Genomic DNA, 19,745 nt, shown 5'->3' with positions numbered 1-19,745 from the left:
TTGTTTTCCGCCAAAAACGGTGTGGTGCCCATAAAATAAACTCGCGCGCATGAATGAGAAGGACAGCGCTAAATTCAGTATTTGTCTCTCTCTTTCCTAACTGTTCGCGATGTGTGACGAAGTCAACAAGTCAAAGCTAATTCCGCTACCGGTTTCACGCTCGTGTCACGGACGAGTAGTGTCACCCAGCGAGAAGATTGAACCTTCTATGACACATGCAGTCCTCATTAGCAGGTTTCAGTGTAGCTCCTGCGGCGTTTGGTTGCTTCGTCCTTCGGCGGGACGATGGCAAGAAGAAAAACAGGGGATGCAGTTGAGTACAGCCACGCGACCGCTACCTTATTGCTGCACCCAAGGGGATGCTCTCCAATAGCCAACGTGGATCGACGACAAGGGCCTGTTTGGAGTTCTCCTGTGCGGGGCCAACCCAGAGTCGTCCGCTCCATGACGGGTTAGCCGTCGCCTATTCTCAGTTCCGGCTCCTCGGCGCAAATCGCAGCGAGGAAGTCGATGAATTGCCGCACGCGGGAAGGCATGCGCCGTCCAGCAACAGTAACAGCGTTGATTGGAAAGGGCGGCGGAGCATGTTGGTCTAATATTCGTACAACCTCGCCGGAGGCCAGCACATCCGTGAACAGCCAACTCGCATGGTGGGCGATGCCGAGGCCCGCGAGAACCGCGCCGCGTACATGCTCGGCATCGTTCGTGCGGAAGGCTCCCCCACCGTCGACTGCGACCTGCCGGCCGTCTATTTGGAAACCCCACCCGATGATATCTCCCTGGTGGACATAGCTGATACGCTGGTGAGCGCGTAGGTCGTCCAACGTTTGCGGCGTGCCGTGTTGAGCTAGATAGCCGGCAGAGGCCAGGGTTATCATCCGCATGTCGCCGATGCGTCGGGCGACGAGTGCCGAATCCGAAAGCCGACCGATACGGATCGCAACGTCGATTCCCTCCTCGATAAGGTCCACGTGCCGCCCGGAGACTTCCATCTCGATCGCGACGTCTGGGAAACGGTTCCTAAAATCCGCGAGCCGGGGAATGACGAACATCCTCCCGAATGCTGGCGAAAGGGTCAGGCGGACCAGCCCCGAGGGGGCCGACTGCCCTTCTAGGATTCTCTCTTCGACGAAGTCGAGATCCTGAAGGATACGGACGGTGGCCTCGTAATAGTCCTGCCCTGCCGACGTTACGGCAAGAGCACGCGAACTTCTCGCGAGGAGTTGCGTCCCGAGCCGCGCTTCGAGTTCAGCGAGCTGTTTGCTGACCGTCGGCTGGCTGACGTTCAGGTCTCGCGCTGCCCGCGAAAAGCTTCCGCTTTCGACGACGCGCACGAACATCCGCATCGCATTGAGCTTGTCCATCATGACATCCTAGCTTGTCGCACAGTCACCACTTTAATCTATTCCAATAGGGAATAGATATCATTCGTGAAGTATGGTTGTCATTCACAAGGGGAATATGAAAACTGACATTCGACCGCCCGTTCGCGGGTCTGGAATCGAAAGGAGCAGTTATGACAATCAAGATCTATGGTGATGCGGGTTCGGGCAGCTTGCGTCGTGTGACTACCGCCGCGAAGGTCATGGGCATCGAACTCGAACGCGTGAACGTTGACCTCTTCAAAGGCGAGAGCCAGACTGACGCGTTTAAATCACGTCTCAATCCCCACGGTCTGACGCCGGTTCTGGAGGATGAAAGGACCATTCTCTGGGAAGCTTCTGCGATCAATCTATATCTTGCCAACAAGGTGAATTCGTCGCTGCTCGGAATCACGCAGCGGGAGCGCTTCCAGGTGCTTCAGTGGATGTTCTGGTCGGGCGAGCAGTGGCGCACCTTCACCACTACGATCTTTGATGAGCGCGTGGGGAAGACGGTCACGGGCGTACCGAAGGACGGATCCCTCATCACATTTGCCGAGGGTAAGATCCGCGCCGCGGCGAAGGTACTCGACCAGCATCTTGAAGGTCGTAAGTTCATGGTTGGCAATGCGTTGACCTTCGCTGATATCGATATCGCGGCTCCCTTTTCCCAGATCGATCGTGCACGGTTTCCGTTCAAAGAATATCCGAACCTGATCGCCTGGCACGACAATCTTCTTGAGTCGATTCCAGCCTGGGCGGAGACGAAGGTTGAGGTTGACAACCGTATGGAAAGCTTTCTGGCGAGCGTCGGCGTGAAGCTATAGCGTCTGGCCCTCCTATCATATGGTGGGTGCCGGCCGAAATCGCGACGATCTTGTCGGTGGCGCGGTGGGCAGTCTATGGCCACTGACTATCTCTCCAGGGTTCAAACCAAAAAGACCGCGCCCGCTCCGCTCGAACGGGCCGGGTGTATGCGTTATCTGCTCGGCGACACAGGTACGATGCCGATTGGTTCCGTTGCCTGGTCCGCGATGCCGGCACCGCGCCGGTAATCCCGGCGGCCACAACAGCAAGCGAACGATCCGTTAGCCGCAGTGTCGCTGCTGCTATGACAAGCTCACCGCCAACTTCCTTTCAGGGGTGGCACTCGCCATCGCTCTGGCCTTTTGGCTCTGAATGTGTCTGCACCCTTAGCAATCATTCTGCGAGGTTGGTCGCTTCAAAATCCTCTTTAACCGCATCGGCATTTGCATGGTTTGCGAGGGCCGCGGCATGAGCCGCGAGCATCTTCCCCCTGATGTGAAGGACGCGGGGAGGGAGAACGCTGCTCTCCCTCCCGGCAAGCATGAACTGGCGTCTCCCCGAAATTCTCTTCGCTACGCTCGGATGATCTCTCTGCCGATAGAGGCGGCGCCCTGCAGGCGGGCGAAATCCTTCCCCAGTTCATGCTGTCACCCCACCGCACGCTGCTTCGCCGATCCAACGGAAAGAGCAGCGAGATGGGCAAGTTGAGTAAAGCTGAGATGAAGGCGCACGCCGAGGCGGAAGCCTTGTTGAGGCAGGATGTGCTGAGCGAGGGCGAGAAGGATTTCATCGTGGACAACTGGCATCTGGGCGCGGGGAACAATGTCGCAGCCGCAGGCGCATTCTTCACGCCGATGGACCCCGCGGCTGAATTTGCCCTCGAGCCAGAGCAGGGACGAGTGATTGGCCTATTGGGTTCAGCAGCGCTCCAAATGGCGGGCGGAGTGAAACTGACCTGCGTCGAGATCGGCCGATCGTCGCGGCTTCAAATCCTTCGAGTTCACGGCGATCGATATTGCGTCCGAAATCGCGGACAATGACGTATTCGTCCTGCCGCAAGGCTCGGCGTCGTTTCGCTATTCCGGTCGTCCATGCGTCGAGCGTCTGACCTTGGGAACGTGCATCGGGTTCGAGCAGCGAACAGGCGTGTTCATGGATTGCGGCATCGGCATCGACACCTGCATCTATCGCGATCAATGGCGCGGCGTCGCACCCTTGTGCGAGATCGTCACGATGAATTTGCTGGTTGGCTGAGACGTCCTCGGGCCCAAGCCTCGGCGGACGGATGTGTGCGGCTCGTCTTGTTTTAAGGGAACAGGCCGGTATTCCAACAGGTGCATGTAGATCGAATGTTCTCTAATCACTTATTTTTATAGTGATTTACACAGAGAGCGTGACCGATCGCAACATCGCCTGCAAAGGCTCTAAATAGTGCACAGGCAGCCATGATCATTCTTGAGGATGATCTTTACAGTTGCTGGGATTTGCCTGAGAATCTCAGCTAGCGCAGCGATCGGGTCCACAATGCTGCGTTCATAACAAAAAACAGCACTCACTTCGACATCACCACAAAAAACAAGGGGTGACTGAATATGCCTGAGGACGACGCAAGTCTGGTCGACCTGACAGTCGACATCGTCTCTGCCTATGTTTCCAACAACCAGGTTGCCACCGCATCCCTCGCGGATCTGATCCATTCGGTGCACAAAGGACTAACGGATCTGAACAATCCAAGGTCGGTCGAGGCGGTTACCCCGCCAAAGCCCGCCGTTCCGATCAAGAAATCCGTCACCCCCGATTATCTGATCAGTCTGGAAGACGGGCGCAAGTTCAAATCGCTGACCCGGCATCTGCGGACGACCTATGAAATGACGCCCGAGCAGTATCGGGAGAAGTGGGGCCTGCCCAGCGACTATCCCATGGTTGCGCCGAACTATTCAGCTACCCGCGCGCGCCTGGCCAAGGAACTCGGACTGGGCCAGATGAATCGAAAGGCGAATAGCGCACCGCCACCGCCACCGCCTCCCGCGTCCAGCAGGGGCAGAAAGAAAAAGGCGTCATAGCGGCCTTGGCGCCAGACATGTCGATTTGCGAAGGCCTGGATGATCGAGACTAAGGTTATCCGGCCTCGTTTCCGGCAGGTCTGGCGTAATCTCGCGGGCTCCGGCCATGCCGGCGGGGACGCCGATCCTACAAAGCTGGGTCGGATTGTGCTCGATATCGCGGGGGATTAGCTGGCAATTGGCCGGTGAAGCGTTCGAGAAGCCCCGCGCGGCTAGTGACCATCCGCAAGGCAGATGAGAGGAAAAGAGCCGGGGGAAGAAGGATGGCCCCCACTAGGAGAGTGAGGGGTTGGTCCACCATGGCCCGTGTCGCGCTCTACTCCCGCTATTCCTCTGGTAGCCAGCGGGACGCTTCCATTGAGGATGAGCTCCGGCGCTGCCGCGAGTATGCCGATCTGAAACCTCGCCTTTAGAGGGCGCATGAAGCTTGACCTCCGAATAGACCATCCACTTGAAGAAGCTGACGATGTCCCCCTGATCGCGGGAAATGCGATCCAGCTCCTTGGTTAGGTTCGAATGAAAACGGCGGTCGGTATATTCCTCAACGATCTGCCAAGCGGTGGCCCTACCAACTTCTCGATCGTCCCATAGATGACGGCACGCTAATAGATTTAATTGCCGGACGTTGTTGCGGCGTCTGACGCGGACACCCCTTTGTTCTGATCGTGAGGCGCTCCCTCACGACCGATGCAGGTCCGGAGCAGTGTTAGGAAACGTGGGCGGCAAGTAGAACCAATGTGCGGCTGCGATAAGATGTTCAATGATTTTCGGTTTTCGAGGCCCAATGTCTGAAGTGGACTGGCTTAGCCATCTGTTGCAAATCATTACCGTTACCGGTCAGCTCGAGGTTCGTTGCGCCTATGGTCCGCCGTGGCGTGTCGCCTGGAATAGGGCTGCGGCGAATGAAATTCCTTACCACGTCATAGTCAAGGGCCGGGCCATTTTCGAGGATCCCGAGTCGAAAACAGTGCGGGAGCTGGTGAGCGGCGATATCGTGCTGCTGCCGCGCGGTGCACCGCATATGCTGCACGACGGCAGTGGGCAAACGCCAATCCCTACAAACCAACGCTGGGGCGCCGCCGGATGGATGCTGAGCGAGAATGACAGCCAGGGTGAGCGTCTGGATCTGCTGTGCGGGCGATTTTTCATCGCGCCCCCCCATGATCGTCTGATCCGCAACTACCTGCCCACAAATCTCGTGACGCGCGCGATCGAAGGCAATGGAGAAGTGGGCGTCGGGTCCGCTTCCAACCAACTGGCCAGCCTGGTCGGTCTGATGCGGATGGAGTCCGCAGGCGACCGAGCTGGCGGACGCGCCATTCTCAACGCACTTTCTTCGGCCCTATTCACCTTGGTCCTGCGCGCAGCGAGCGAGGCCGAGAAAGCACCCGAAGGCTTGTTGGCCCTGGCCGGCCATCCGCGGTTGGCTCCGGCAATTGCAGCGATGTTCGCCGACCCAGCGCGGTCTTGGAAACTGCCTGATTTGGCGGATATATGCGGTATGTCGCGTGCCACGTTCATGAGGCACTTTCAGGACAGGTTGGGCTGCTCCGCTGTCGATTTGTTGACCGAACTGCGCATGAGTCTGGCAGCCAACGAGTTGAAAAAACCAGCGATCAGCACCGAGGCTGTGGCCGAGACGGTCGGATACCAATCCGTTTCGGCGTTCCGCCGTGTGTTTGCCGAAAGGATAGGGATGACACCGGGAGAATGGCGCCGGCTGGCGCATAAAGGCGAGTAAGCGTGCAGCGTTGGAACCGAAAAGACCATTTTGATCCTTTTGAGCATCATGTTGAGCTAATTCAGTCTCGAAATATGCACGTCTGGCCGTAAATTGGGCTCCGTAATCACTTGATGAGGGAGCCACCCAATGAACTGCATCACCGCCACCGAATCCGCAACCTGCGCCGTTGCCGAGGTTCATGGAGAGACCGGGGAGAACGAAAACGCGTTCGCGACGAACGCCGTCATCGAAACCATCCTGAGCCGCAGTGCTGCAAAATACTACGATCCCACCGCGACCCTGACCGACGATCAGATCCGCGACCTGGTGCGCATCGGCACTTCGGCACCGACATCCTTCCACCTGCAGAACTGGCGTTTCATCGCCGTGCGCACGCCTGAAGCCAAGGCACGGCTGCGTCCGATCGCCTGGAATCAGCCCGCGATCACCGACGCCGCTGTCACTTTTATCGTCATCGGTCAGCTTGCTGATGCCAGTACCGTTCCTGATCGCCTGGCACCGGTGGTGGAAGCTGGCATCATGCCGGCGCATCTGGTGCCGGAATGGGAGATCCCCGCACGCGGACTGTATGACGATCAGCCGCAGCGGCAGCGCGACGAGGCGGTACGCTCCGCGACCTTCGGCGCTGCGACGATCATCTACGTGGCCCGCTCGCTAGGCCTGGGTTCAACGCCGATGATCGGTTTCGACGCTGAAGCCGTACATAGCGAGTTCGGCCTGGCCGAAGACGAAGTGCCAGTGATGCTGTTGACCGTCGGACCGGAGCGGGCCGGCAACTGGCCGCAGAAGCCGCGCATGCCGTTGGTCGATGTGCTCGATTTCGCATAATTTCAAATTAACTCAAGATCTTATGGAGACTACAATGGCAAGAACTGTTGTTCTGAAGCCGGAACAGGTGCCGGCCGAATCCAAGCCGACCCTCGATGCTTTCACCAGGAATATCGGTTTCACACCTAATATGATGGCGGCGTTTGCGCAGAGCCCGATCGCATTCAACGCGTGGGCCACTCTGCTCGGCTCCCTGAGCAAGGCTCTAGACGTGAGGACGCGCGACAGCATCGGTCTCGCGGTCTCCGAAGTGAATGCTTGCAACTATTGCCTCACGGTTCACAGCTTCACGGCTGAACACATGGCCAAACTATCGGCCGATGACATCATTCTTGCTCGTAAGGGTCATGCCAATGACTCTAAACGCGACGCCGCCGTCCAGTTTGCACGCAAGGTCATCGATGCCCGCGGCCACGTCGCCGAAGCGGACCTGAAGGCCGTCCGCGACGCTGGCCACACCGATGCGAACATCATCGAGATCGTCGCATTGGTGGCCATGTACTCGCTGACGAACTTCTTCAACAACGTATTTGATCCTGAGAAGGACTTTCCCGCCGTTGCCCTGGCGGGCTCGATCTGAGCTCGGTCCTATCGCGACCTCGCGAAGCCATCGGAACAATCACATGAACATTCTCCATATTGATGTCAGCCCGCGGCAAGAATCGCATAGCCGCCAGCTCTCGGCGGCGATCGTCGAAAGGCTCCTCGAGGCCGCGCCCGGGGCATGCATTATTCGTCGCGATCTGGGGACCGATCCATTGCCCCATGCCTTGGCAGACTACGCACTTGCTCTGTCGACGCCGGCCACGTTATCAGCCCCGCCGAAGGGCGCTCTGGATCTTTCCGAAGTGCTTATTCAAGAAGTCGAAGCGGCCGATGTGATTGTCATCGGAACGCCGATGCACAATTTCACCATTCCTTCAGTCCTCAAGGCCTGGATTGATCAAATCCTGCGCGTCGATCGCACGATGAAGTCGACGCTGGCCGGAAAGGTGGGAATGCTGCGGGACCGTCCGGTGTTTGTGGGGGTCGCTTCCGGTGGCGTTTTCACCGGCGACCGAGCCAACCAGCCCGACTTTCTCACACCGTATCTGTCGCTGGCGCTTAGCTCCATTGGGCTGAAGACCCAGCAATTTCACGCCCTGCAGGCCACAGCCTTCCTCGACCGAGACGAGGCTGAACTGGCCAGGGAAAAGGCCTTAGCCGCGATCGATCTGACGGCCGTTCGAGAGCTTCGAGGCATCGATGGCTGTCCCGCAGTGCTATCGAGCATCGATACACTGCATCGCGATGCACATCCCAGCTCCTGGAAGCATCGCGCCAGGAGCACGCCGAGGGCGCGCCGCAAATTCCTGGCAGGCCCGCATCATAACCATCCAACCTTTGCCGGACTTTGAACAGGAGATCTCCCATGATTTTATCTGCCGGCATGCTTCCCCAAATTGGCGACAGGATCACCGATAGATCGGTACTGCCTGATGACAGCGCCGTCCGCGAATGGATCGGACCAGATGCGTTCGTGCATTGGGGCGAGCTACGGACTTGGATTGACGAATTCTACCCTGGCGTTTTCGCGCCGGACTGGCTCTACGGTGGCAAGAACCGCGGATGGTCCTTGCGCTACAACAAAACCAAGGCGTTCTGCGCTTTGGTGCCGGAATACCGGCGGCTTTCGGCTGTGGTGGTCATGGGCAGAGCGGAACGAGAGAAGTTTGAGGAACGGCGTTGTGTCTGGCGCCCGCAATTGATCAAGCTCTACGATGACGCCAAAACATATATCGACGGAAAATGGCTGACGATTGCCATCTCATCGGCAGATGATCTGCACGATGTGACGGAGCTTCTGACGATGAAGCGCCCGCCACCACTGCGCGGTTGAAGTCGATAAAAATGCTGGGTTCGCAGTGCTGTGGCTCCGGGAGCCTGGGCAGCGGTCTCGTCGACATCACATAGCAATTCGACATCAAGGTCGTCACGGAAGGCGTCGAGCCGATACCTTGCTGCGTGAGATCGAAAAGACCTTCCACACCTGTAATTTGTCCTGAATCAACAAATGTCTGAGGAGACAATTCCCATGAAAGCGATCACTGTGATGAACCAGTCTGCTGGAACGGGCGGCATGACAATGGTGGAGCGGCCTACGCCACAGGCAGCGATAAACGACGTCGTCGTTCAGGTTTATGCGTCAGGCTTCGTCCCGACCGAGTTGGAGTGGCCTTCGACCTGGACCGACCGCCGCGACCAGGCGCGCACGCCTTCGATCCCCGGACATGAGCTGGCTGGAATTGTCACTGCCCTGGGTTATGGCACGACTGGACTGTCGGTGGGACAGCGGGTGTTCGGTCTCGCGGACTGGTATCGCGATGGCACGCTCGCGGAATATAGTGCCATGGAGGCACGCAATCTCGCGCCGCTGCCAGGCGACGTCGACTTCACGGTGGGGGCGAGCTTGCCAATCTCGGGCCTCACCGCGTGGCAAGGACTATTCCAGCATGCCCGTCTTCAGGTGGGGCAGAGCGTCCTAGCGCATGGTGCAGCCGGCGCGGTAGGTTCGATGGTGACGCAACTCGCACGGGAGGCCGGTGCCTATGTCATCGGCACCGGGCGCGCCGCCGACCGACAGAAGGCGCTCGACTTCGGCGCAAATGAATTCATTGACCTCGAGAACGACGCGCTGGAAGACATCGGCAGCGTCGATCTGGTGTTCGATGTCATTGGCGGGGACATCCAGAAGCGGTCTGTAGCTTTGATCCGAACCGGAGGAACGCTGGTGACCGTCGTCGGCCCGGCCGAGGCGCGGCCCGCAGACGGCCGGGCGGTTGACTTCGTTGTCGAGTCCGACCGCGCCCAACTGAGTGAGATCGTCCAGCGGGTGCGGGACGGACGGCTGCGGACGAATATCGGCAAGGTTTCGAGCCTCGACGAGGCCGTTGCAACTTTCAACGCGAGCGAGCGACGCTCAGGAAAGACGGTCATCCGCGTTCGTCCGTAAGAACTTGAGGTGAGAGGGCAGTTCCTCTCTCCTCAATTATCGTCTATTCGTCTCGCAGCGCCGGATGCTGAGCGATATGACGATACGATCACGACCGGGTCTTCGAAAATCGGCGGCTTAACCACTTCGAGACGCAGGAAAACCGAGCGCATAGGGGGCACGGCCGAACGGTGGCTAGCAGGTCTTTTGGATCCAAGATGGACGGTCCGGCAACGGGCCCGCATTCGACTGTCCGCAATACGCTCCAAAATGGCCGTTGACCAATAAACAACGGCATTCCAGAAGCGGACAAGGGCTTGGTTCGCCTCGACCTGATCATGGCGGGAAGTTGGCGGTGATCTCGCGGGCCTTGACCAAGGCTGAGATGCCGCCCTCGATCGCGACGATCGTAACAGTTTCAGCCTTCGATTGATTGTCGCGGCCGTTGATCATCAGCTTCGCGAAGTTCGGGCCGATGGGACGCGCGCGAGACTGCTTGCGTCCGCTTTCTCAGCGCGCCGACGACGTGTTGCCCATTCGGAGACAACCCTGAGGCTTCCTCGGAAGCCGTTGCTTCGTCGAAATCGCCCCTTCATCGCGCTGGTTTCTCCCGGAAACCAGCATCAGAACGGCCTCTACCTGCAGCAGATTTGAGTCAGACTCAAACTTGCACGCCGAAACAAAGTTCGGTCGGGCGGTAAAGTGAGTTTGGCTGGGTGCGAACGCGCTTGCCGTGGATTGTCTCCGCGACGTCAAGTGAGGGCCCTCAGCCACGTCGAAAAGGCTTCGATGGCCGGTGTCCGCGGACTATGGGCCAGGGAAACGAGATAGAACCCGTAGCCAGGCAGAGAAAGCGGATGCGCCTTGACGAGCATCCCGCTCCTCAGCTCATTGCTTACGACCACGTCGCTGCAGATCGCAATCCCTTGCCCGCCGACAACGGCATCGATCGCATGCAGTTCCTCGCGGAAACTCAGGTCCCAGACCTTTTCGATCGGGCCGAAATCGGGATCGATCGACCGCGCAACCGCCAGCCATTGCCGCCAGGTCGGCGCTTGCGGATCGCGGTTCATCCAATCGTAATGGATCAAGGGCAGGCGCAGGAGATCCGCCGCCCGCGCGATCGGGCCATATCGTTCCAGCAGATGCGGACTGCAAACTGGAATATACGCATCCCGAGCCACCTCGTGCGCCACGAGGTCGAGCGGTGGCTTTCGTGCATAGCGGATCGCGACGTCCGCGACGCCGGATCTCAGATCGAGGACGGCATCCGTTCCGATGATCTCCAAGGGCACAATGGGGTTTGCTTCACGCCATTTCGGCAGGTGTGGCACCAGCCATTTGCTGGCGAATGCGTTCGGGCTCGTCACGCGAAGCGGTGCTTGCGCGTCTTTCTCGGCCAACAGCGCCACCGCCGAGGCCAGCGCATCGAAACCGCTGCGCAAGGCCGGATAAAGCCGGGCACCTGCGCTCGTCAGAAGCGACGGCCGAGGGCGGCGTTGGAACAGCTTGACACCGGAGGTCTCTTCCAGCTGCCGTATCTGGTGGCTGATTGCCGTCGGCGTGACGCCGAGCTCCTTCGCGGCAGCCCCGAAGCTGTGATGCCGGGCAGCGGCCTCGAAGGCATGGAGAGCTCGAAGGGGCAGGAGCTTCCTCATGCCGTCAATGTAGATGAGGTTTTCTCACCCAGCACCTGAATTCTTCGATTTTGAAACGGCTTGGCACTCCATGAGATGATGGCATGGGCATTCGTGGCGAGGAGTGAACCGGATGGAACAGCGGCAGCCCCATGACGACGTGGCAGGTAAATCACCCGCCATACCTCGACCCGTCTCACAACTGCGCCTCAAGGGCCATGTGATCATCGAGGGGGACCCTGGTTACGACCAGGCTCGCAAGGTGTGGAACGGCGCCATCGACAAGAGACCGGCCGTGATCGCCTACTGCGCGGATACTCAAGATGTGGTCGAGGCCGTGGCGTTCGCAAGAACTCGCGGCTTTCAGGTGGCCGTTCGCAGCGGGGGCCACAATGTGGCTGGCCTCTCGGTTTGTGATGGCGGCATCGTCATCGACCTATCGGGCATGAAACATATCGATGTCGATCCGGTCCATCGCATCGCACGCGCGGAGGCGGGCCTCGATCTCGGCGAATTCGACCGCGCCACGCAGGCGCATGGTCTGGCCACCACCATGGGCGTCAACAGTGACACCGGCATCGCCGGGCTCACGCTTGGCGGCGGTTTCGGCAAGCTCGGCCGAAAATACGGGCTGACTTGCGACAATCTAATTGCCGCCGAAGTGGTGACGGCCGAAGGAATGATCTTGAGGGCCAGCCCGACCGAAAACCCCGACCTGTTCTGGGGCTTGAGAGGCGGCGGCGGCAATTTCGGCATCGTGACCCGGTTCGAATACCGGTTGCATGCGATCGGCACGTCCCTGCTCGTCGCGTCGGCGCTCCATCCCTATGGGGAGGCGCGCGAGGCCATGCGGTTCTATGATGAATTCGCCCGGGGCGCGCTCGATGAGGTGGACGTTGACGCAGCCCTGGTGACACTCCCGTCGGGCGACCGGTTCTTCAGTATCTCAGGGTGCCATGTCGGCTCGCACGATGATGGTGAGCGCGCCCTTTCTCCCCTCGTCAAGTTTGGCTCTGCTGTCGAGACGCGTCTCACACCTGTTCCCTATCTTGCGATTCAATCCGGCGGCGACGCATTGTTTCCGCGTGGCCGTCGCTACTACTGGAAGGCTCAGTTCCTGCGCGAAATCAGTGTTGATGCGATCGACACGCTGCTTGACGCCTATGCGAGAGCCCCCAATACCTCGTCCCTGCTGGTCTTCCAGCATGTCGGCGGCGCAATCGCTCGGGTTCCAGTATCGGACTCGCCCTACGCGAATCGCGACGCGATGTTCGACTGTTTTCCGATCGCGATTTGGGACGATCTCGCCGATGACTACGCCAACATGCGATGGGCGCGCGAGCTATGGGGCGCCATCAGGCCCTATTCGACCGGAGGCGTCTACGCCAACAATCTCGGGGATGAGGGCGAGGATCGGGTGCGCGACGCCTATGGCGAGAATTACGCACGACTGGCTGCACTCAAGGACAAATACGATCCGACCAACTTCTTCCGCCTCAACCAGAATATCCGGCCGACGGCATAGTTCACGGCATCGGGAAAGATCCAAATGCGAAGCTGTTGGACGATTCTTGCTGCTCTGTTCGTCGCTCGCGCCGCCATCGCCTTTCAGTTCCAAAGCGTCGCGGCCGTTGCGCCACAGCTCAGCCAGGGTCTCGGCGCGAGCCTAGCCGATGTCGGTGTTCTGATCGGGCTCTATATTGCGCCGGGCACCATGCTTGCCTTGCCTGACGGCGCGATCGATCGCCTCATAGGCAGCGGCGCTGGCAGGGAAGGTAAGGAGGATGGTGAAAAGGGCTATACGCAAAACTGGCTTCATTCTTCCGTCCTGCCATCAGCGATTGGTCGATTTCGATATCGGCCCCCACCGACCGTGCATCTTGTACAAGCCTTTCCGCGGCAAGCGGGTGGCCCGCTCCCTGTTGTTCCAGGCCTTACGGTTGGACTATTCCCCGTCAAAGCACTTCTTGAAGCGACCGTCAGCAATAGGGTCACCTGCCGCCCCGATGCACTGGAGTTTTGGCCAGCTTGCGAGCCAGTTCAGAGCACCGACCGCCTATCGGGGGCCTTGGACTTGCCGTAGCACCAGGGCCCACCGGCCTGGGAGACAGCCAGGACCGCCAGCCAGACCACGGTCGAGACGGCTATGATGATCCTGGCACGCCATGCCATTTGTTTTCTTCAAACTGCCCCGACCGTGGATCGCGTCGATCTATCCACTATCACGTCGTCGTCACGGCCAGCGAGCATCCTGTGACTACGCGTTGATTCAGCCATAAGCCTCGGTTCCTGCAAGGTCGAGGCAGGGAGCCCGGCCGAGGGTGGACGAATGGCCCCGGCCGGGCTGATGCCAGCGACCGATGGCAGTGTGGCACGCCGACGGGGGCGAGTTATCAGATGCGCTTTGTCGAGGACGTGCGTTATGTCACATGGCAGTATGGCGCGTTCGTGGGTTTGAACTTTCTGAAACGCCACCTTGTGCCACGTCTTTGGAAGCCGGAGGTAAGGTTTTGCGAAAGAGCTTACTGGGTTCTTCAGGGCGTCGATTGTCAATGACGCTCCCTGCGGTCCGATTAGCGATTGCCCGCAAAGTAGAGGCCTTCTGGCGGAAGAGCGCCATAGGTGAAAGGCTCCTGCTTGTTGCCGGTCGCCTTCATGACATCCTGGCGGATCAGCCCAAAGTCATGTTGACATCGATGCCGGGCTCGAAAACCCAGAAGAACGCAATATAGTCAGTTGCAATGTCAGGCTTTTCGGGGCGTTACAGGCACGGCCCTGGTCTTGGTCCGCGTGATCAGCCGCGATGCCAGGGCAATGCATGCCGCTAGGTTGTGTTGCAAACGTTTCGGTAAGCAGAGTGCGGCATGAGGGCGCCTCCGTCCGCTGGAGTGCGTATCATGTTCAAGGGTCGCCATTTTGATCGCTCGGTGATTTTACTTTGCGTGCGCTGGTACCTGGCTTACGGCCTGAGCCTGCGCGACTTGAAGGAGATGGTGGCTGAACGCGGCATCAGCGTTGATCACTCGACGATCCATCGCTGGGTCGTTCACTTCTCGCCGTTGCTTTTGAAGTGCTTCAACCGACGCAAACGAGCCGTGACCAGCAAGTGGCACGTGGACGAGACCTATGTGAAAGTGCGCGGAACATGGATGTATCTGTATCGGGCCATCGACAGCGTCGGCGACACGGTCGAGTTTTGGTTCAGTCAGAACCGTGATCTGCTCGCCGCCAAGCGCTTCCTGCGCAAGGCATTGGGCCGCCACGGCCGGCCCGAGCGCATCGTCGTCGACGGCAGCCAGACCAACCAAGAGGCGATTGTTGCTTGCGATGCCGAGAACCGCTTGCGCGACCGGTCACCACGAGTATCGGTTCCGATCCGGATCCGACGAAGTCAGTATCTCAACAACCGCATCGAGCAGGATCATCGGCGCATCAAACGGCGGGTGCGGCCGATACAGAGTTTCAAATCGTTCAATGCCGCAGCCGCCACATTGGGCGGCATTGAAATGGTTCATATGATGCGAAAGCGGCAAGGCCGATTTGCCTACAATCCCAACCCATCGCTCAAGCAACAATTCGAGGCCATCGCCGCCTGAAATCCGCCCACAGGCTGGTCAGTCTACGCCCGCTTGAAAATTTGCAACACTACCCTTGGAGGGGACCGACACCTCCGGCCCCTTTTAAAGACAATTCCGATCTCGCTGACACGAGTGATGGCGGCAAGGATAGCGGTTCTGCAGGAAAAGGTTTGCTATGACACGCTGGATTCGAGCGTGGGCAATGGCGGAACTGCCTCACAGACGACAGTCTGGCGGGAATTGTCATGGGGCCAAGCTCGAGGCCCTTCTCGCCACTTTGGCGCCATTTGATTTTCACAGTGCCACCAGATTGTTTTAGTAGTAGTAGAAGCGCTAGGTGGGTTGATGCGGCTTTTGCTTGAGCGTTCGTGCACAGCAATGGTGATTACGTCAGTCTGTCCGGTACGGCTCACAGAGCAAGTATTCCCTAATGGAATACGGCTCGTGTTGATGTTCCTGTTGAAAATGTGACTTGACCCGGCCCAATTTATCCGTTCCTCGGTTGGGCCGCTTCTTTTGTATTGCTTTTGCACGGTTACAGAATTGTAATCCGCCATTCCACAGTACGGCCACCAAGTAGTGGTAGACAGCAAATTGTCGACGCCCATGAGGCACCTTGTGACCGGCGGCGTTATTGTCCCCTTGTCGTTCGTCGGCGTCGGCTCAGACTGGATGTGGCGTGCATCCTATATCTGGTCGCGATTGCATCAATGACCCAAGACTTGCCCGGCCGGCCGGCCGACTGGCAATGCTGCTGGCCGGGCTTTTTGCCCTTTGCATGCCGTCCTGAACGGACAAGTATCTCCCCTGGCAAGCAATGATGCGACAACGTCGCGTTTCGCGACGAGGCAAGTTCAACTGATCGGGCGGCGCAACAGGGCATCTGAACATGGAGATTCACCGTGAAGATGACCCTCGCCGCACTCGTCTTGGTTGCCTGGAGCATGCCAGCGATTGTCGCCCATGCGGGTGGCACCAACGACATGGACGATTTCTGGGCGATTCAGCGAGGCTATGGATATGGCAAGGCCGATCATCCCATAGCGCCAGCCGCTATGCCATTATCGTCTCATAACGGCTGGAATGAAGGCTCGCAGCAACGACCCAACGACATCACCGGCGGCATTCCCCACGCTGGCACAGTGCACGAGCGGACGCGAACGAGAAATACCCAAGGCTGGCGTCTACCCCAAAACCCCGGGCGGTAAGCTTGCGCTGCTCACGGGACCACAGACATCCCAGCCTCTGCGCACGCTTCGATGAAGGCTTCTCTGGCATGCCTTTCGGACACTTCGCCCTCCAACGCACCAAGGCAGGCTTCTCTTGCGGCGATTAGCCTTCTTCCTTCGTCGATGGGCCATTGATTGAGTAGGAAGCGAGCAGCGTCCTCGGTTGTCATGATGATGCGGAACTGCTCGAAGCCAATCTCGAACTTGACTGGATGTGACCAGGGTTTGGAATTCATGGCGCACCTCTCATCAGCAAACGCGTCGTGCAGGTTCGCCGTTCCAATAAGCGAGGTCTGTTGCCGTAAAATCTTTTCACACAGGCCGATGACGACGATCATCCACTTCAACAATGGGGAGCACATTGCCGTCTACGGCAACGCTATCAGCGTGTGCAAACGCATTCAGGACGTGACCTACAGGGCACCACCGAGGCCTAAGAAAAAACGTCGTGCGCGCGGGAACGGCCGCTGACGCTGTTCGTTCGAGGTATACATCCGACCGACCCAACTTGCCCGCTGATGATCCCCCTGGTCGGCGGGCATTCTTTCGTCCAAGAATGTACTTGATGATGCGAACCCGGAGCCCATTAAGCAGTCGATAGCTAGGGAGGATCGGCACCTTCGACGCCAGTATGCGAGTGAGCTACGCTGCGGTACGAAATAACCCCCTAAAATCATCGGAAAGCAGATATTCCAGTGCGACGCGGTGTGTTTCAAATGAGCGCAAGTAAAGATTAAATCCTGCCCCCGCAACCAGTTCTGTCATAAGTCGCTAACCGTCCTGATATGAACATCAGGACGGTTTTTGCGTTTGGCGAACTGGAACGGTCTGCATCTGAACTTGTTTAAGTTCAGCTTGATGTCTGGTACTCACGCGATCGATGCAGGCTACTCCAGCGTCGCCGCTATCTCCCCATAGTGAACCATTTGCCAACAAGCCCAGTTCTCAAACTCGAGAACGAGATCGTTATCGAGATGGACGAGGTTGCCGGCTTCGATGATGAACCAATTCGCCTGCCGGGCCTCGTCCAACAAATTGCCGATGTGAGCGCGCGAAACCTGAAAGCGCGCAGCCAAAGCGCGCAAGGTGAGAGGAACCGCCTGGGGACACGCCTTGATAGTCGCGGCGTAGTGGGCACCGATGATGGCAGTCAGCAATGGATAGCCACAATCCCGACCAGCAAAATGCAAGACCCGTTGGAATGGGTGGATGAGGGTGCCGTCGCCGAGGACGAAAGCTGCAGAGCGTTGAAGGAGTACGCCCAATCTGTCGATATCCATCAGGGCAAGGGCCCAGGCTGGCCGCCAAGTCTCGATTTCATCCAAGGCCGAGACGAAGAGGCGGCCTGAGCGTCCAATCTCCTCCACCATTACGGCGGCGGGCTTGAGCGGCTTTTCCCGACCACCAGCAGGTTTGACTGCGCTTTCCAGAAAGCGGCCGGCTTTCAACGCCGCAACGAACCCAGCTGTCTGGCGGGCGCTCGATGGGGTGGCCTTCTGAAGAGCTGCCAGCGTCGGTGAAGGGCCCTGGCCTTCACGCCAAGCATAATAATTATGGATCAGCAGATAGGCAGCGACATAGCGCTCGAACTGACCGAAGAGCTTACAAATCGGCCATACAACAGGCGGCTTTTCAGCCATGCGATGGCAATAACGAGCTATAGCCGGTTTGAACCCCGGCGATAGACGCAAACTCGCGGCGTGGCACATGAAGGATTCGCTCAGCCGCTGTGCAGGACGGCGAACAGATATTGGTAAGTCCGAGTGTGCTTCAAGCTTCAACATAAAGAATCCTGCAAATTTTGGACTCGGGATTCCAGTTCTTCGCCCTCACTATCGACGGGTATCGATCATCTCACACCGGCGCAGCTAAGAACTCCACAGTTCTTTGGCGCATGCTCAATAAACCAGGATGGTTTCTATGTGTGACCAACATGCAGTGTCCCTAACGCGCCGCAGACTCTTGGCAACCGGCCTTGCTGGCGCGTTTGTCGGCGGGCTCGCCTTGCCCGCTGCAGCGCAGCAATGGGGGAGTCCAGCCGCTCAGAACACCATATCGCCCGACGATGCATTGAAAAGGCTGCTTGAAGGCAACGCGCGTTACGCCAGCAACTCGTCGCAGAATCGTGATTATTCGGCAGGACGAGTTGCTCGTTCCAGCGCGCAATATCCCATTGCTGGCCTTGTGAGTTGCGCGGATGCGCGTGTTGCTCCCGAACTGGCATTCGACCAAGGCCCCGGCGATCTTTTCGTTGTGCGCGTCGCCGGTAATTTCGTCAATGACGACGGTCTGGCCAGCCTCGAATATGGTGTCAAGTTCCTGGGCATGCCGCTCATTGTGGTGTTGGGGCATTCCAATTGCGGTGCCGTGGCCGCAACCATCAAGGTGCTCAAGGATGGGATTGCATTGCCAGGCCATCTTCCGCAACTTGTAGCGGCCATCAAGCCGGCTATCGATCGTGCCGAAAAGGCGAAGGCCTCCGATGCTCTTGCCGAAGCGACCCTGCAGAACATACGCTACAATGTGCGCAAGCTTGAGAAAGCTGGTCCCATCATCGCCGATTTTGTTGCCAAGGGTAAAGTCAAGGTCGTGGGCGGCCTCTATGACATTGCCACCGGTAGGGTGAGCCTAGTGTGAGATATCCCTATATCGGAATGTTATCCTATGTGGCTTCCGATCCCTGCACTTCTTGGACGCGCCCTATACTCCATCAATGAGAGAATCTGGGCCACATTCGGCGGCGAGGCGTACACGATCCACGATTATGATTGTCTGCCCTTCGACACGAATCCCTGATTTTTCCAGACCGGTTAATGCGCGAGAGAACGACTCGCGCGTTATGCCAAGTTCCGATGCTATGAGGCTCTTTCCATAGGGAAGCATGACACGGCCAGGAGTGCCCTGGCGTGCGGCAAGAGCCAGGATGTAGCACCCCACGCGCTCGGCGGATGATCTCAGCTTCAGGTTCTTGACTTGCCGGACCATGCGTCGGAACTGTTGGGCAAGGCTGCCAATCACGACATGCGCCAGCAGCGGGTCGCTTGCGACTGCCTCGCGGAACACCGCAGCCTGAATCAAGAGGAAGCGTGAGCGCTCGGGTACACGTGCCTGCATGAGATAAGGTTCTCCGGTGACGACGGCGGCCGGAATAATGAGATCGGGGGCCCTTACGACCTCGATGAGAACCTCGCGCCCGGCTGTTGAACGGCCGAAAAGCTGGGCCGATCCGGACATCGCTACGATCTGGAAATTCGGTGCGTCGCCTTGTTCGAAAAGGACGGTGCCGGCCGCGACGCTGTGTTGGATCGCGCTACGCAACAGCTCATCTCGTATTGAGGATGAGAGTCCGCAAAAGACCGGCAGGTCCTCCGGCGATAGATACGTAGCCGCTGTCTCGTCCAATTCATTAACTCCTCGGTCCTCGGCCCATGATCGCGACCTCACCATGTGACAATTGTCACAGATCTCATTGATGCAAATCAATGCCCATCACCTGCCCCCTGGCCATGCTCTACGAGGGTAGGCGC

Annotated in this window: 21 protein-coding genes and 2 pseudogenes; 15 read left to right on the top strand and 8 right to left on the bottom strand. The window is 58.5% G+C overall.

Features of this window, described 5'->3' with window-relative positions; genetic code table 11:
* Positions 1 to 452 precede the first annotated feature (452 nt).
* Positions 453 to 1,367 (bottom strand): LysR family transcriptional regulator, encoded by a 915-nt coding sequence (locus ACIGJE_RS33070; RefSeq protein ID WP_483681444.1) that lies wholly within the window; start codon positions 1,365 to 1,367, stop codon positions 453 to 455.
* A gap of 149 nt (positions 1,368 to 1,516) precedes the next feature.
* Here ACIGJE_RS33070 and ACIGJE_RS33065 point away from each other — a divergent pair, with 149 nt between their 5' ends.
* The 11 genes and pseudogenes from ACIGJE_RS33065 (at position 1,517) to ACIGJE_RS33015 (ending at position 9,795) form a co-directional block, all read left to right on the top strand.
* Positions 1,517 to 2,188, top strand: a complete 672-nt coding sequence (locus ACIGJE_RS33065; protein WP_483681442.1) for a glutathione S-transferase family protein — start codon at positions 1,517 to 1,519, stop codon at positions 2,186 to 2,188.
* Between the two features lie 675 nt (positions 2,189 to 2,863).
* A complete protein-coding gene (locus ACIGJE_RS33060; RefSeq protein ID WP_483681440.1) occupies positions 2,864 to 3,208 on the top strand; it encodes a hypothetical protein in 345 nt (114 codons plus the stop codon).
* Positions 3,209 to 3,278: 70 nt separating this feature from the next.
* Positions 3,279 to 3,422 (top strand): hypothetical protein, encoded by a 144-nt coding sequence (locus ACIGJE_RS33055; protein WP_483681438.1) that lies wholly within the window; start codon positions 3,279 to 3,281, stop codon positions 3,420 to 3,422.
* Between the two features lie 338 nt (positions 3,423 to 3,760).
* Positions 3,761 to 4,231 (top strand): Ros/MucR family transcriptional regulator, encoded by a 471-nt coding sequence (locus tag ACIGJE_RS33050; RefSeq protein WP_483681436.1) that lies wholly within the window; start codon positions 3,761 to 3,763, stop codon positions 4,229 to 4,231.
* 299 nt (positions 4,232 to 4,530) lie between these two features.
* Positions 4,531 to 4,626 (top strand): annotated as a pseudogene (locus tag ACIGJE_RS33045) (resolvase); the annotation flags it as partial.
* A gap of 389 nt (positions 4,627 to 5,015) precedes the next feature.
* Entirely contained in the window at positions 5,016 to 5,972 is a 957-nt protein-coding gene (locus ACIGJE_RS33040) for an AraC family transcriptional regulator (RefSeq protein ID WP_483681434.1), read from the top strand.
* A gap of 129 nt (positions 5,973 to 6,101) precedes the next feature.
* Positions 6,102 to 6,803, top strand: a complete 702-nt coding sequence (locus ACIGJE_RS33035) for a nitroreductase family protein (RefSeq protein WP_483681432.1) — start codon at positions 6,102 to 6,104, stop codon at positions 6,801 to 6,803.
* A gap of 34 nt (positions 6,804 to 6,837) precedes the next feature.
* Entirely contained in the window at positions 6,838 to 7,383 is a 546-nt protein-coding gene (locus ACIGJE_RS33030; RefSeq protein WP_483681430.1) for a carboxymuconolactone decarboxylase family protein, read from the top strand.
* A gap of 43 nt (positions 7,384 to 7,426) precedes the next feature.
* The gene (locus tag ACIGJE_RS33025) at positions 7,427 to 8,200 is read left to right on the top strand and encodes an FMN-dependent NADH-azoreductase (protein ID WP_483681428.1); all 774 of its coding nucleotides are present in this window, start codon (positions 7,427 to 7,429) and stop codon (positions 8,198 to 8,200) included.
* Between the two features lie 14 nt (positions 8,201 to 8,214).
* Complete coding sequence (locus ACIGJE_RS33020; RefSeq protein ID WP_483681426.1) at positions 8,215 to 8,682, top strand: DUF3788 domain-containing protein; 468 nt, start codon at positions 8,215 to 8,217, stop codon at positions 8,680 to 8,682.
* Between the two features lie 195 nt (positions 8,683 to 8,877).
* The gene (locus ACIGJE_RS33015) at positions 8,878 to 9,795 is read left to right on the top strand and encodes an NADP-dependent oxidoreductase (protein ID WP_483681424.1); all 918 of its coding nucleotides are present in this window, start codon (positions 8,878 to 8,880) and stop codon (positions 9,793 to 9,795) included.
* Positions 9,796 to 10,526: 731 nt separating this feature from the next.
* On the opposite strand, the gene ACIGJE_RS33010 is transcribed toward ACIGJE_RS33015, so the two are convergent.
* Both ACIGJE_RS33010 and ACIGJE_RS33005 read right to left on the bottom strand, forming a co-directional pair.
* Positions 10,527 to 11,219 (bottom strand): LysR substrate-binding domain-containing protein, encoded by a 693-nt coding sequence (locus ACIGJE_RS33010; protein ID WP_483681783.1) that lies wholly within the window; start codon positions 11,217 to 11,219, stop codon positions 10,527 to 10,529.
* A 78-nt stretch (positions 11,220 to 11,297) separates the two neighbouring features.
* Positions 11,298 to 11,432 (bottom strand): annotated as a pseudogene (locus ACIGJE_RS33005) (LysR family transcriptional regulator); the annotation flags it as partial.
* A 112-nt stretch (positions 11,433 to 11,544) separates the two neighbouring features.
* Between ACIGJE_RS33005 and ACIGJE_RS33000 the strand changes: the two are divergent.
* Positions 11,545 to 12,936, top strand: a complete 1,392-nt coding sequence (locus tag ACIGJE_RS33000; RefSeq protein ID WP_483681422.1) for an FAD-binding oxidoreductase — start codon at positions 11,545 to 11,547, stop codon at positions 12,934 to 12,936.
* A gap of 141 nt (positions 12,937 to 13,077) precedes the next feature.
* On the opposite strand, the gene ACIGJE_RS32995 is transcribed toward ACIGJE_RS33000, so the two are convergent.
* A complete protein-coding gene (locus tag ACIGJE_RS32995) occupies positions 13,078 to 13,230 on the bottom strand; it encodes a hypothetical protein (RefSeq protein WP_483681420.1) in 153 nt (50 codons plus the stop codon).
* Between the two features lie 221 nt (positions 13,231 to 13,451).
* Positions 13,452 to 13,583, bottom strand: coding sequence for a hypothetical protein (locus ACIGJE_RS32990; protein WP_483681418.1), 132 nt, complete (start codon positions 13,581 to 13,583; stop codon positions 13,452 to 13,454).
* 725 nt (positions 13,584 to 14,308) lie between these two features.
* Here ACIGJE_RS32990 and ACIGJE_RS32985 point away from each other — a divergent pair.
* Both ACIGJE_RS32985 and ACIGJE_RS32980 read left to right on the top strand, forming a co-directional pair.
* Positions 14,309 to 15,007 carry an IS6 family transposase gene (locus ACIGJE_RS32985; RefSeq protein ID WP_483681416.1) on the top strand — a complete coding sequence of 233 codons (699 nt, stop codon included), beginning with the start codon at positions 14,309 to 14,311 and terminating at the stop codon, positions 15,005 to 15,007.
* 884 nt (positions 15,008 to 15,891) lie between these two features.
* Positions 15,892 to 16,197, top strand: a complete 306-nt coding sequence (locus ACIGJE_RS32980) for a hypothetical protein (RefSeq protein WP_483681414.1) — start codon at positions 15,892 to 15,894, stop codon at positions 16,195 to 16,197.
* 11 nt (positions 16,198 to 16,208) lie between these two features.
* Here ACIGJE_RS32980 and ACIGJE_RS32975 read toward each other — a convergent pair whose 3' ends face one another.
* Together ACIGJE_RS32975 and ACIGJE_RS32970 are read right to left on the bottom strand one after the other, a co-directional pair.
* Entirely contained in the window at positions 16,209 to 16,556 is a 348-nt protein-coding gene (locus ACIGJE_RS32975) for a DUF982 domain-containing protein (protein WP_483681412.1), read from the bottom strand.
* A gap of 549 nt (positions 16,557 to 17,105) precedes the next feature.
* A complete protein-coding gene (locus ACIGJE_RS32970; protein WP_483681410.1) occupies positions 17,106 to 18,002 on the bottom strand; it encodes a hypothetical protein in 897 nt (298 codons plus the stop codon).
* A 136-nt stretch (positions 18,003 to 18,138) separates the two neighbouring features.
* Here ACIGJE_RS32970 and ACIGJE_RS32965 point away from each other — a divergent pair, with 136 nt between their 5' ends.
* On the top strand, positions 18,139 to 18,855 hold the full coding sequence (locus tag ACIGJE_RS32965; RefSeq protein ID WP_483681409.1) for a carbonic anhydrase: 717 nt from the start codon (positions 18,139 to 18,141) through the stop codon (positions 18,853 to 18,855).
* 63 nt (positions 18,856 to 18,918) lie between these two features.
* On the opposite strand, the gene ACIGJE_RS32960 is transcribed toward ACIGJE_RS32965, so the two are convergent.
* Positions 18,919 to 19,536, bottom strand: coding sequence for a helix-turn-helix domain-containing protein (locus tag ACIGJE_RS32960; RefSeq protein WP_483681407.1), 618 nt, complete (start codon positions 19,534 to 19,536; stop codon positions 18,919 to 18,921).
* Between the last annotated feature and the right edge of the window lie 209 nt (positions 19,537 to 19,745).

It is taken from the genome of Labrys sp. E2SS-1L (assembly GCF_057073705.1).
The sequence above is the reverse complement of the archived record's forward strand: the minus strand, read 5'-3'. Positions and strand labels throughout refer to the sequence as shown.